The following is a 13769-nucleotide window of genomic DNA, read 5'->3' on the forward strand; positions in this document are numbered from 1 at the left end:
CTTAGTCTAGCGAGTGACCACGGTTAGGCGCTAATGAACGAATATCCGCACTGGTCGGTGATTGATGGACTCGCAAACCAAAAGCCGGTAAGGCTGCATAAATATAGTCAAAGATATCACTTTGAATCGCTTCGTACTCTGCCCAGATAACGGTATTAGTAAAAGCATAAATCTCAATAGGTTGACCATGATCGGCCGGCGCTAATTGGCGAACCATTAAGGTCATATCTTGACGAATTTTAGGATGCGATTTTAGCCAGCTTTCGAGCCAAACTCGAAAAGTACCAATATTAGTGAGGGCTCGGTGATTCAGCAGCGAAGCGCTATCGACCCCTTGTTGTGCATTCCACTCGCTAATTTCCTGCTGCTTATCTCCTAAATAGGGAGTAAGTAAGCGTGCTTGCGCGAGCTGTTCAATTTCCGTCTGAGAGAGAAAGTGGATACTGGTTGTATCGATATTCACGCTACGTTTGATTCGCCGTCCGCCCGATTCAGACATACCTCGCCAATTTTTAAATGAATCAGAAATTAACGCATAAGCTGGAATGGTGACGATAGTTTTGTCCCAATTATGGACTTTGACCGTAGTTAAATTAATATCGATTACTGCCCCATCGGCGCCATATTTGGGCATATCTAACCAGTCACCAATCTTAAGCATATCGTTGGCAGAGAGTTGAATACCCGCGACAAGCCCGAGGATGGGATCGCGAAAAACGAGCATTAATACGGCAGTCATTGCGCCTAATCCGGTCAATAAACTGCCAGGTGATTTCCCTAATAGCAAAGAGATCATCAAGACGACGACCAAAATAGCCATGATTAATTTAATACTTTGAACAATTCCCCGTAATGGAATTTGTTGGGCAAATGCGCTTTTTGATGTAATCGCTTGAATAACATCCAGCAATGAAAAACCGATCAATAAGCATAATAGCATCATCCACAGCTGGCAAAGGGTGGTTAGCGCGGTGAAGAGTATACTGTGGGGATCAAAGAGTAGCTGTAAAAGTAACTGAAAGAGTACAGCCTGTAATAACCAGGTTGCGCGGTTAAACAGTAAATGTTTAAACAGCGATTTAGACCAAAGATGTGGGCTTTTATCAGACTGTTTTTTTAAAATAGGTAATAAGACTTTATGTAGCAGAACATGGATGACTAAACACAGCCCCCCCATTGCGGCTAACATTATTAAGGTAGCGATAATATCGGTATAGCGGGTTAGGCCGTATGCCTGAAGCCAATGTTGTAGAGAGAGTTGCATAATCATCCTAGAAACCGCAACGATTTAAAGAGCGGAAGAACAGTCGAGTAAAGATTACCCCCTAACGTCTTAGGGGGCAACGCAGTTAAAGTTTACCTGCGTTTTGTGACAGATATTTGGCAACGCCTTCTGGTGAAGCACCCATACCTTCTTTACCTTTTTCCCATTGCGCCGGGCATACTTCGCCATGCGTTTCATGGAATTGTAGTGCATCAACCATACGTAACATTTCATCGATATTACGTCCTAATGGCAAGTCGTTGACGACTTGATGGCGTACGACACCTTCTTTGTCGATTAAGAATGAGCCGCGCAGTGCAACACCGGCTTCAGGATGTTCAATACCGTAGGCTTGTTGAATTTCGCGCTTAATATCTGCGACCATCGCATATTGAACGTTACCGATACCGCCGTTTTCGATAGGGGTATTACGCCATGCGTTGTGAACGAATTCAGAATCGAAGGAGACGCCAACGACTTCCACGCCGCGTTCTTTAAAGTCAGCATAACGCTTATCAAAAGCAATCAGTTCTGATGGACAGACGAACGTAAAGTCCATCGGCCAGAAAAAGAGTACGGCAGGTTTGCCGGCAATGTGTTCATGGAAATTAAACTTCTCAACAATTTCACCATTACCTAAAACTGCTGCGGCGGTAAAATCAGGGGCTGAACGGGTCACAAGTACCATACATACTCCAAGTATTAATGAATAAAATCGTTTAAGGATCCCGCTACGATTTTGCGCAGGGGATCTCGTCTCTCACTCTGCTCAGGCAGTGTATCAGAACCGAATCAGTCGCGGGGGGTTAAAGGCGATTTTCTTTGGCACGTTGCATGAGTTGTGGATAAAAGCGGTAGAACAGTGCTTCAAGGTCGGCATAGTGTGTGACGAAATCGTGATAACACTCGGCAAGACTAGCCAGACGAGGTCTGCGCTGTGCCATCTGCCTTAGGACATTTTCCAAATTCTCAGCGTGGGCATAGCGCTCTAACCAGTGCTGTGACCAAATTAGTTGGTTTAACTGACGGAAATTTTCTGGCGTTGAAGCTAAGTCGCTACTGATGCTCTGCTCAGCCATAAGACAAAAATCTGACAGTTTTATTTCTTTATGAAGGATTGACCAGTCACGCGCTAGAAAATGATCCCAGATGACATCAAGTGCAATCGGTGCGACTCGCCGCGTGGGTAGAGTAAAAAGTTGTTTTGCTTCACGGACTTCAGGAAGTTTATCTGAAAGGCTATCCAGTCGTCGATGCATATGAATCCCATCGACTACGGCTGCTGTCCAACGACCATTAGGGTCACCCCGAACAAAATCGGCCAGTAAGTTACCCGTCAATGAGCTCTTCGCAAGATGCGCTAAGTGTAAATGTGCAAGAAAATTCATGGCTCTATTATCGCTAGAGTTTCATTAAAAGCCAGAGGTTCTGTAATACACGCTTTTCCGTTACACTGTGCGCCTAAATTTTTACCGGAATAAGTCACCATGCGTGTTGCTGATTTTAATTTTGAATTACCTGAATCGTTGATTGCCCATTATCCACAACCTGAACGTAGTGCTTGTCGGTTATTATCGTTAGAAGGTGCGTCAGGAGAGTTGCAACATGGCGTTTTTACGGATGTACTCGATAAGCTACAAGCCGGTGATTTATTAGTTTTTAATAATACTCGGGTTATTCCTGCGCGGGTATATGGGCAGAAAGCCAGCGGCGGTAAATTAGAGTTGCTGGTGGAAAGGATGCTTGATGATAAGCGTGTCTTGGCCCATGTCCGAGCGTCAAAATCCCCTAAGCCAGGTGCGCAGTTACTCCTTGGTGATGCATTAGAAGTGCGCGCTACAATGGTGGCTCGTCATGATACCTTATTTGAAATTGTGTTTGATGATCCGCGCGACGTGCTGGATATTCTTAATCAAATAGGCCATATGCCACTGCCTCCCTATATCGATCGTCCCGATGAAGAGGCTGATCGTGAGCTGTATCAAACCGTGTATAGTGCAAAACCCGGAGCGGTAGCGGCTCCCACCGCAGGTCTGCATTTTGATGAGCCGTTATTGAATGCACTTCGTCAGAAAGGCATTGAAACGGCATTTGTTACGCTTCATGTAGGAGCCGGAACTTTCCAGCCAGTGCGTGTTGAGAGTATTGAAGACCATATTATGCACGCGGAGTATGCGGAAGTTCCACAAGAGGTTGTTGATGCCGTTCTAGCCTGCAAGGCACGAGGGAATAAAGTCGTAGCGGTGGGGACAACTTCAGTACGATCACTTGAAAGTGCAGCTAAGGCGGCAAAAGATGCATTGATTGCCCCATTTTTTGATGACACGCAGATATTTATTTATCCCGGCTACCAGTACCAAGTGATCGATGCATTAATCACCAACTTCCATTTGCCGGAATCGACATTAATCATGCTAGTGTCAGCGTTTGCTGGGTATAAAAATACCATGCATGCTTATCAGCAAGCAGTGGCCGAACAATACCGCTTCTTCAGCTATGGCGATGCCATGTTTATCACTAAGAATCCGCAAGCAATACACGAAATATCAATAGATTAAAATAAAGCTATAGCCAGCATTAAGAGCTAACCGTGACAACAATTTTACGCGTTTGTCACAAGGGCGTTGTAGAAGAGAACCGGAGGATTTTCAGCATCCCGCATTATCGTATCGGTTCAAAAATGCATGCAGTCTTTCATTATAGGCAGTGGGTTGCTCAATAATCGGCTTGATAAAGCCTGTGGAATAGGGAAATCGCTGCGATTGTGATAGCATCTTTCACGCAGAATTTAGGTGTGTCGACGGGGTGTCAATCCTAAGTCGAATCTTGGCATAATAGTGCAAAATTCTATGGAGGCGATTTAGCGTAGGCTGGCTAAGTCGCGGGTTTAACGGGGTTTTTACTTCGTATTTATTAGCATCTAATCAGACTGTTTCTCTGATGGAGAGTTGTTGTGAAATTTGAATATATAAAGCGTGACGGCCGAGCACGTCGCGGGCGTCTGGTCTTTGATCGTGGCGTCGTTGAGACACCTGCGTTTATGCCTGTCGGGACTTACGGTACGGTAAAAGGCATGACACCGGAAGAGGTGAAGGATACCGGCGCACAAATCCTTTTGGGAAACACCTTCCATCTTTGGCTACGACCTGGCCAAGAGATTATGAAACTGCACGGTGATTTACACGATTTTATGCAGTGGCAAGGCCCAATTTTAACCGATTCTGGCGGTTTTCAAGTATTTAGCCTAGGTGATATTCGCAAAATCACGGAAAAGGGTGTTCATTTCCGTAATCCGATCAACGGTGATCCGATCTTCCTTGATCCTGAAAAATCCATGGAAATCCAATATGACTTGGGTTCTGATATCGTGATGATTTTTGATGAGTGCACACCGTATCCGGCCGATTGGGACTACGCTAAACGCTCAATGGAAATGTCATTGCGTTGGGCGCAGCGCAGTCGTGATAGGTTCGATGAGTTAGGCAATAAGAACGCCTTGTTCGGTATTGTGCAAGGTGGTGTTTACGAAGATTTACGTGATATCTCCGTCAAGGGACTGGTAGATATCGGCTTTGATGGGTACGCTGTCGGCGGTTTAGCGGTTGGTGAGCCTAAAGCCGATATGCATCGTATTCTTGAGCACGTTTGCCCACAGTTACCTGAAGAGAAGCCTCGCTACCTCATGGGAGTCGGTAAGCCTGAAGATTTAGTGGAGGGGGTTCGTCGCGGAATCGATATGTTCGATTGTGTGATGCCGACACGTAATGCACGTAATGGACACTTATTTGTGACCGATGGCGTAGTCAAAATTCGTAATGCTAAGCATAAAAGTGATACGTCACCGCTTGATGCTGAATGCGATTGTTATACCTGTAAAAATTACACACGTGCTTATCTTTATCATTTAGACCGTTGTAATGAAATTCTCGGAGCAAGACTGAATACCATTCATAATCTACGCTATTATCAGCGACTTATGGCTGGTCTACGTCAAGCGATCGACGATGATAAGTTAGACGCTTTCGTGACTGACTTTTACCAGAAAATTGGCAAAGAAGTGCCAGCTTTACCATTTTGATTTTCAATTAATGAGGGATAGTTAATGAGTTTTTTCATTTCTGATGCAGTTGCTGCCGCTGGAGCTCCAGCACAAAACAGTAGTTTTTCGATGGTAATCATGCTGGTCGTTTTCGGTCTGATTTTCTTCTTTATGATCCTACGTCCACAGCAAAAGCGTGCTAAAGAGCATAAAAAGTTAATGGAATCTATTGCGAAAGGTGATGAAGTCATGACGACCTCAGGTTTTGTGGGTCGCGTTACTAAAATCTCTGAGACGGGATATGTTGCTATTGCGCTCAATGAAACCAATGAAGTAGTTGTTAAGCGTGATTTCGTCGCTGCCGTTCTGCCTAAAGGCACAATGAAAGCATTATAATTGAACTCTTCCTTAGGGAACTGCCGTGTTAAATCGTTATCCTTTATGGAAGTACATCATGCTGATCGTCGTGCTATTGGTCGGCTTGTTGTATGCACTTCCAAACCTTTATGGTGAGGATCCGGCTGTTCAAATCACTGGCGAGCGCGGTGCCGCCGCCAGTGAGCAGACGTTGGATCAGATCCAGACCGTACTTAAGCAACAACATATTGATACGCGCTCCATTGTTTTAGAAAACGGCGCAATTCTGGCTCGCTTTTCTAATACCGATATCCAATTACGCGCTCGTGAGGCATTGGTTAGTGCATTAGGAAGCAACTATGTGGTGGCTCTTAACTTAGCGCCGGCCACACCACGTTGGCTCGCGGCACTCTCAGCTGAACCTATGAAGTTAGGCTTAGACTTACGAGGTGGTGTGCACTTCCTAATGGAAGTGGATATGGACACGGCTTTAGATAAGTTACAAGAACAGAACACTGAGACGCTGCGCAGTGATTTACGCACTGCTAAGATTGGTTATACCACAGTCGGGAAAATGGATAACTATGGCGTGCAGATTCAGTTTCCTAACTCACAAACGCGTGATGCGGCTATTAGCTATTTAAGTCCACGTCATCGTGATCTCGTGATCCGTAGCCGTGGCGATAACCAGCTCACTGCGGTAATGACCGATGCGCGTTTAAGCGAAGCGCGTGAATACGCGGTACAGCAAAACATCACTATCCTACGTAATCGTGTCAACCAGCTCGGTGTCTCTGAACCACTTGTTCAGCGTCAAGGTTCTGACCGGATTGTAGTCGAGTTACCGGGTATTCAAGATACGGCGCGTGCTAAAGAGATCTTAGGGGCGACAGCAACCCTAGAGTTTCGCTTAGTTAACACCTCTGTCGATCCTGCTGCTATCGCTGCGGGGCGCGTACCGGGTGATTCTGAAGTTAAAACCATGCGTGATGGCCAACCGGTCGTTCTCTACAAACGCATAGTCTTGACCGGCGATCATATTACCGATTCTACGTCTACGATGGACGAGTATAATCAGCCGCAAGTTAACATCTCGCTCGATAGTGCGGGGGGGAACGCGATGTCTGAATTTACTCGTAATAATATCGGCAAACCAATGGCAACGCTGTTTGTTGAATATAAAGATAGCGGTAAGAAAGATGCAAATGGTCGTGCTATTTTAGCAAAACAAGAAGAAGTGATTAACGTAGCCAATATCCAATCACGTCTGTCTAATAGCTTCCGCATTACCGGTATTAATAACGCTAATGAAGCACACCAGCTCTCCTTGCTGTTACGTGCGGGCGCACTTATCGCACCTATTCAGATTGTCGAAGAGCGCACCATCGGCCCGACAATGGGACAACAGAATATCCAACAAGGCTTACATGCTTGCTTGTGGGGCGTTGCTGTATCGATTCTGTTTATGCTGGTGTTCTACAAGAAATTTGGTGTTATTGCGACTACGGCGTTGATTGCTAACTTAATCTTGATTATCGGTATCATGTCATTACTTCCTGGGGCGACCTTGACCATGCCAGGTATTGCTGGGATTGTCTTGACCCTTGCGGTAGCCGTCGATGCGAACGTATTGATCAATGAACGGATTAAAGAAGAGTTACGTAATGGTCGTACTGTACAGCAGGCTATTCACGAAGGCTATCGCGGTGCATTCTCCAGTATTGTTGATGCAAATGTGACAACGCTGATTACTGCCATCATTCTTTACGCTGTGGGAACAGGCTCGATTAAAGGGTTTGCTATCACGACAGCGATTGGGGTGGCGACCTCCATGTTTACGGCGATTGTTGGTACACGAGCGATTGTGAACCTGCTTTACGGCGGTAAACGTATCAGCAAGCTGTCGATTTAAGGAGCCTGTTGTGGCACAAGAATATAGTATTGAACAACTTAACTATGGTCGGAAAGTGCATGATTTTATGCGCTGGGACAAGTTAGCGTTCGCGCTGTCAGCGTTGTTGTTAATCGCATCTGCCATCATTATTGGTGTTCGTGGTTTTAATTGGGGTCTCGATTTTACTGGCGGTACAGTGATTGAGATTACGCTTGAAAAACCCGGCGAGCTTGATGTGATGCGAAGTGCATTACAGCATGCCGGCTTTAGTGATCCACAAGTTCAAAACTTCGGCAGTAGTCGTGAGGTGATGGTACGTCTGTCTCCTCATGATGGTAATGCTGGACAAGAACTTGGCACCAAAGTGATTAGCGAGATCAACCAAGCGACTCAGCAAACGGCAATCGTAAAGCGTATTGAGTTTGTTGGGCCGAGCGTAGGTAGCGATTTGGCGCAAGCCGGTGCTCTAGCGCTACTTGCGGCATTAATTTGTATTTTGATCTACGTCGGTTTTCGTTTTGAATGGCGTCTGGCACTCGGGGCGGTATTAGCGCTTGCTCATGACGTCATTATCACGATGGGTGTCTTATCACTGTTTCATATTGAGGTTGATCTGACGATTATTGCCTCACTCATGTCAGTGATTGGCTATTCACTGAACGACAGTATTGTGGTTTCTGACCGAATCCGTGAAAACTTTCGTAAGATCCGTCGTGGCACACCTTACGATATCGTGAATATTTCTCTGACACAGACCTTGAGTCGGACATTGATGACCTCAGCAACTACTTTAGTCGTTGTACTGATGCTGTTTATCTTTGGTGGGGAACTGTTACGCGGATTCTCTCTGACAATGTTAATCGGGGTCACTATCGGTACGATTTCTTCTATTTACGTAGCGTCGGCGTTAGCGTTGAAGCTCGGCATGAAGCGTGAACATATGTTAGTGCAAAAGGTCGAAAAAGAAGGCGCGGATCAACCTCGTATTCAGTAAGTTGTTGGTGGTTAGCGTGAAAAAGCCCGGTGAATATCACCGGGCTTTTTTTTAATATCGGATAAGCGAGTCGCTCAGTATCTTTTATCGATGATTGACCATTTATTCCCTTACCTGACGTCTCTCTACCATGCGTTATTTCTATCTTTCGCCACTCAACCCACCCGAGTCGAGCAGCTTTCAGCATAGAGGCGCTGATTGATGCAGGAGAGGGTGATTCATTGAGGTAAAGGACCGATAAAAAAAAGGGACATAAAAATGTCCCTTATTAAAACGATAGGTGTACGACGTTATTGCAGAAAAGCTGGCTGTTTTGCTTCATAAGCATCGATTGATGCTTCGTGCTGCAAGGTCAGTCCAATACTATCTAAACCATTTAACATACAGTGACGACGGAAGCTATCCAAATCAAAGGTGTATGTTTTGTCTCCAGCCTTAATGGTCATTGCTTCTAAATCCACTGTAAAGTGAATTCCTGGTTGTTGCTCAACCAGTTGGAAGAGTTCATCTATCTGCGCTTCGCTTAATTTCACCAAAAGTAGTTGGTTATTAAAGCTATTGCTGTAGAAAATATCCGCAAAAGAGGGGGCGATAACGACACGAAAACCAAAGTCCGTTAATGCCCAAGGTGCGTGCTCACGAGAAGAACCACAGCCAAAGTTCTCACGCGTCAATAAAATACTGGTGCCTTTATAAACAGGTTTATTAAGCACAAAATCAGGATTAGGGATATTGCCTTGATCGTCAATAAAGCGCCAATCATTGAAGAGATGCTGGCCAAAACCGGTACGGGTAACCTTTTGTAGAAACTGTTTTGGAATAATTGCATCCGTGTCGACGTTGGCCGCATCAAGCGGTGCGACCAGTCCAGTATGTTGGGTAAATTTAATTGCCATGATGCAGTTCCTTAGTTCAAGGTACGGATGTCAGTGAAGCGTCCGGTGATAGCAGCTGCTGCGGCCATAGCTGGGCTGACTAAGTGCGTGCGTCCACCACGGCCCTGACGTCCTTCAAAGTTACGGTTACTGGTTGAGGCGCAACGCTCACCGGCATTCAGTCGATCGTTGTTCATCGCTAAACACATTGAACAGCCAGGTAAACGCCATTCAAATCCAGCCTCTAGGAAGATCTTATCTAATCCTTCCTCCTCCGCCTGAGCTTTAACAGGGCCTGAACCTGGCACTACCATTGCAACGATACCCGGCGCGACTTTACGACCTTTCGCAATAGCTGCGGCCGCACGTAAATCTTCGATACGTGAGTTGGTGCATGAACCAATAAAGACTTTATCAATAGCCACATCGGTTAGACGAATACCACCTTCTAATCCCATGTAGGCTAAGGCTTTTTCTGCAGAAGCTCGTTCAACCGGATCACTGAACTCTTCAGGACGTGGGATCGGTTGGTCAACAGCGATCACTTGCCCGGGGTTGGTTCCCCAAGTGACTTGTGGTGCGATATCGGCGGCATCGAGCGTTACGACGGCATCAAAGTGTGCATCGTCATCCGACTTTAACGTTTCCCAATAGGCAACAGCTTGATCCCATTGTTCGCCTTTCGGCGCAAACTGACGCCCTTTTAAGTAGGCGAAGGTAGTTTCATCTGGAGCAACTAATCCCGCTTTTGCCCCTAATTCAATCGCCATGTTACATAAGGTCATGCGGCCTTCCATACTTAGCGCTCGGATTGCCTCGCCACAGAACTCAACAACATAGCCAGTACCGCCGGCACTGCCTGTTTTACCGATGATGGCCAACACAATGTCTTTCGCCGAAATCCCGCCGATCGCTGAACCGGTGACTTCGATTTTCATGGTTTTCGCTCGGCCTTGTTTTAAGGTTTGCGTGGCCATGACATGTTCAACTTCTGAAGTACCGATACCAAATGCTAAGGCGCCAAAGGCACCGTGCGTTGCGGTGTGCGAGTCACCACAGACAATAGTCATACCGGGTAGGGTAATCCCCTGCTCTGGTCCAATAACGTGCACAATCCCTTGGAAAGGATGATTTAAGTCATAAAGGCTGACACCAAATTCCGCGCAGTTTTTAATTAGTTCCTGCATTTGGATACGAGCCATCTCACCGGAAGCATTAATATCTCGAGTTTGTGTTGAGACATTATGATCCATCGTGGCGAATGTTTTCGATGGCTGGCGAAGTTTACGGCCGTGGGCTCGTAGACCATCGAAAGCCTGTGGTGAGGTGACTTCGTGAACCAAGTGACGATCGATATATAGGATGGGCGTCTCTTGTGGTGCTTCATACACGACATGTGCATCAAATAACTTCTGGTATAAGGTTTTGCTCATTTTATTATTTTTCCTCGGCAATATACCGGGCAATGATATCACCCATTTCGTCAGTACTCACTGCGTGCCCTTCACCGGCTAAATCGTGGGTACGGTGGCCCGCTGCTAGGGCTTGACTGATGGCTTTTTCAATGGCATCAGCCGCATCGTTCTGCTGTAAACTGTAGCGTAAAAGTAGGGCTAACGATAAAATTTGTGCAATGGGATTAGCAATATTTTTTCCAGCAATATCTGGCGCGGAGCCTCCTGCTGGCTCGTAAAGGCCGAAGCCTTCTTCATTAAGACTGGCTGACGGTAGCATGCCCATTGAGCCGGTGATCATGGCACACTCATCGGACAGAATATCCCCAAATAAGTTAGAGCATAGCAGGACATCAAATTGCGAAGGGTCTTTGATTAGCTGCATCGTGGCATTATCAATGTAGATATGCGATAGCTCAACATCAGGGTAATCTTTCGCAATTTCTGTTACCGTTTCTCGCCACAAAATGGATGATTGTAAAACGTTCGCTTTATCAACCGAGGTCACTTTATGACGACGTTTACGGGCTGATTCAAAGGCCAAGCGCGCAATACGTTCAATTTCGTAACGGTGATAGATTTCTGTATCAAAAGCACGTAATTGGTCGCCACTTCCTTCGCGCCCTTTAGGTTGACCAAAGTAGATGCCACCAGTTAATTCCCGAACACATAAAATGTCAAAGCCCCGTGCAGCAATATCACTACGCAGCGGACAGTAGGCTTCTAAGCCTTTATAAAGGGCAGCAGGACGTAAGTTGCTAAATAATTTGAAGTGTTTACGTAAAGGCAGCAGGGCACCACGCTCAGGTTGCTCATCGGGAGCGAGATGTTCCCATTTCGGGCCGCCGACTGAACCAAATAAGATAGCGTCAGCATTCTCACAGCCACTAACGGTTGCCGCTGGCAGCGGTGATCCTTGATTATCAATGGCTATGCCACCAACATCAAAATGTTGGGTATTGACCTGAAAACCAAAGCGTTGGCTAACAGCCGCCAGCACTTTTTCGGCCTGTGCCATGACTTCTGGCCCAATCCCATCACCCGGTAAAACTGCAACATTATAGTGAGTCGACATAATTACACCGTTTCCTTAATTTCATTCTGAGACTTACGCTTCAATTCTTGTTCGACCTGGCGTGCGCGCCAAATTGTATTTAAGGCATTAACCATCGCTTTGGCAGAGGCTTCAACGATATCAGTCGCTAGGCCAACCCCGTGGAATTTGCGGTCATTGTATTTTACGACGATATCGACTTGGCCTAACGCATTTTCGCCTTGGCCCTTCGCTGTCAATTTGTAATTCACCAATTCAGTTTCTAAGCCTGAAATACGATTAATGGCTTGATAGACCGCATCAACAGGGCCGTTACCCGTAGCAGCTTCTTCTTTTGTTTCGTTACCAATGGCCAATTTGACTGAGGCGGTGGCAGTAATGCTGCCGCCGGACTGCACAGTAAAATCGTGCATAACGAAGTTATCACTTTCATCCGCTTGGTTATTAATGAACGCTAATGCCTCTAAATCGTAATCAAATACTTGGCCTTTCTTATCGGCTAATTTTAAGAATGCTGCGTACAAGGTATCTAAATTATAATCCTGCTCTTGATAGCCCATCTCCGCCATACGGTGTTTGACCGCTGCGCGCCCGGAACGTGATGTCAGGTTTAACTGAACTTGGTGTAAGCCAATGGACTCTGGGGTTAAAATTTCGTAGTTTTCACGATTTTTTAAAACACCATCTTGGTGGATGCCAGATGAGTGAGCAAAAGCATTACTGCCAACGATAGCTTTATTTGCTGGGATGGGCATATTACAAATTTGGCTAACGATTTGGCTCGTCCGATAGATTTCTTGATGATTGATTCCAGTATGGACATTCATCATGGCTTGTCGGGTTTTAATCGCCATAATGACTTCTTCCAAGGCACAGTTACCTGCACGCTCACCTAATCCGTTTAAAGTTCCCTCGACTTGACGAGCACCCGCCATGATAGCTGCCATTGAATTTCCTACGGCCATCCCTAAATCATCATGGGTATGGACGGATAGTATGGCTTTATCAATATTTGGTACGCGTTGAATTAACGAGGAGATGATATGGGCATATTCGTGGGGCAAGGTATAGCCAACGGTATCAGGAATGTTGATTGTTCTTGCGCCAGCATTAATCGCAGCTTCGACAACACGGCACAGATCATCAATAGGAGTCCGTCCGCCATCTTCACATGAAAATTCTACGTCATCAGTATAATTACGAGCACGACGAATCATAAACTCAGCGCGTTCAATGACTTCAGGTAAAGTTGAGCGTAATTTTGTCTCGATATGCATCGGTGAAGTTGCTAAAAAGGTATGAATACGAAAAGCCTCTGCAACCTTTAAAGATTCATACGCCGCATCAATATCTTTTTCCACACAACGAGCCAATGCACAGACACGGCTATTCTTAATGGTACGAGCGATGGTTTGTACTGATTCAAAATCGCCCGGTGAAGATACAGGGAAACCGACTTCCATGACATCGATTTTCATTCGCTCTAGGGCCAGCGCGATTTGTAATTTATCCTTCACACTTAAACTCGCCTGTAAGGCTTGTTCACCGTCGCGTAAGGTAGTATCGAAGATAATAACTTGCTGGCTCATAATTGCTTCCTTAAATTTCTTATATTTAATGGCCTTAGCGCATAAAAAAACCCGCGCTGTTCGGCGCGGGTTTTTCAGTTCTTCAGGCTTTAATCTTTATTCGTTTTCGCCCACAGAACAACCGCGCTGGTATTTAGCGAGGAGGAGGAGTTCTGTGAGTGAAGTAAAACGAATCATTATTAGAGCCTGTAGAAACAACGTGTGCCTATATTGGTACGTGAATAAGCGTGCAGTGTCAATAAAAAATAA

The 13769-nt window shown here is 45.8% G+C and carries 12 protein-coding genes; 5 read left to right on the forward strand and 7 right to left on the reverse strand.

The window, feature by feature from the left end; genetic code table 11:
• Position 1: 1 nt before the first annotated feature.
• The 3 genes from HGT73_RS02015 to HGT73_RS02025 all read right to left on the reverse strand — a co-directional run bounded on the left by HGT73_RS02015 (position 2) and on the right by HGT73_RS02025 (position 2652).
• Positions 2-1264 (reverse strand): mechanosensitive ion channel family protein, encoded by a 1263-nt coding sequence (locus HGT73_RS02015; protein WP_214211977.1) that lies wholly within the window; start codon positions 1262-1264, stop codon positions 2-4.
• Positions 1265-1349: 85 nt separating this feature from the next.
• Complete coding sequence (locus HGT73_RS02020) at positions 1350-1952, reverse strand: peroxiredoxin C (protein ID WP_214211978.1); 603 nt, start codon at positions 1950-1952, stop codon at positions 1350-1352.
• A gap of 118 nt (positions 1953-2070) precedes the next feature.
• The gene (locus HGT73_RS02025) at positions 2071-2652 is read right to left on the reverse strand and encodes an ACP phosphodiesterase (protein WP_214211979.1); all 582 of its coding nucleotides are present in this window, start codon (positions 2650-2652) and stop codon (positions 2071-2073) included.
• Between the two features lie 99 nt (positions 2653-2751).
• Here HGT73_RS02025 and queA point away from each other — a divergent pair, with 99 nt between their 5' ends.
• The 5 genes from queA (at position 2752) to secF (ending at position 8548) form a co-directional block, all read left to right on the forward strand.
• On the forward strand, positions 2752-3822 hold the full coding sequence (gene queA, locus HGT73_RS02030; protein ID WP_214211980.1) for a tRNA preQ1(34) S-adenosylmethionine ribosyltransferase-isomerase QueA: 1071 nt from the start codon (positions 2752-2754) through the stop codon (positions 3820-3822).
• A 395-nt stretch (positions 3823-4217) separates the two neighbouring features.
• Entirely contained in the window at positions 4218-5342 is a 1125-nt protein-coding gene (tgt, locus tag HGT73_RS02035) for a tRNA guanosine(34) transglycosylase Tgt (RefSeq protein WP_214211981.1), read from the forward strand.
• 24 nt (positions 5343-5366) lie between these two features.
• On the forward strand, positions 5367-5699 hold the full coding sequence (yajC, locus tag HGT73_RS02040; protein ID WP_214211982.1) for a preprotein translocase subunit YajC: 333 nt from the start codon (positions 5367-5369) through the stop codon (positions 5697-5699).
• A gap of 25 nt (positions 5700-5724) precedes the next feature.
• On the forward strand, positions 5725-7572 hold the full coding sequence (secD, locus tag HGT73_RS02045) for a protein translocase subunit SecD (RefSeq protein WP_214211983.1): 1848 nt from the start codon (positions 5725-5727) through the stop codon (positions 7570-7572).
• A gap of 10 nt (positions 7573-7582) precedes the next feature.
• Positions 7583-8548, forward strand: coding sequence for a protein translocase subunit SecF (gene secF / locus HGT73_RS02050; RefSeq protein WP_214211984.1), 966 nt, complete (start codon positions 7583-7585; stop codon positions 8546-8548).
• 290 nt (positions 8549-8838) lie between these two features.
• On the opposite strand, the gene leuD is transcribed toward secF, so the two are convergent.
• From leuD to leuA, 4 genes are read right to left on the reverse strand one after another with little or no spacing between them, the layout of a single operon-like run.
• Complete coding sequence (gene leuD / locus HGT73_RS02055; RefSeq protein ID WP_214211985.1) at positions 8839-9444, reverse strand: 3-isopropylmalate dehydratase small subunit; 606 nt, start codon at positions 9442-9444, stop codon at positions 8839-8841.
• 11 nt (positions 9445-9455) lie between these two features.
• On the reverse strand, positions 9456-10856 hold the full coding sequence (gene leuC, locus HGT73_RS02060) for a 3-isopropylmalate dehydratase large subunit (protein ID WP_214211986.1): 1401 nt from the start codon (positions 10854-10856) through the stop codon (positions 9456-9458).
• 4 nt (positions 10857-10860) lie between these two features.
• Complete coding sequence (gene leuB, locus HGT73_RS02065) at positions 10861-11952, reverse strand: 3-isopropylmalate dehydrogenase (RefSeq protein ID WP_214211987.1); 1092 nt, start codon at positions 11950-11952, stop codon at positions 10861-10863.
• Between the two features lie 2 nt (positions 11953-11954).
• Entirely contained in the window at positions 11955-13520 is a 1566-nt protein-coding gene (leuA, locus tag HGT73_RS02070; RefSeq protein ID WP_214211988.1) for a 2-isopropylmalate synthase, read from the reverse strand.
• Between the last annotated feature and the right edge of the window lie 249 nt (positions 13521-13769).

This window comes from Rosenbergiella australiborealis (assembly GCF_018494035.1).
GTDB lineage: Bacteria > Pseudomonadota > Gammaproteobacteria > Enterobacterales > Enterobacteriaceae > Rosenbergiella > Rosenbergiella australiborealis.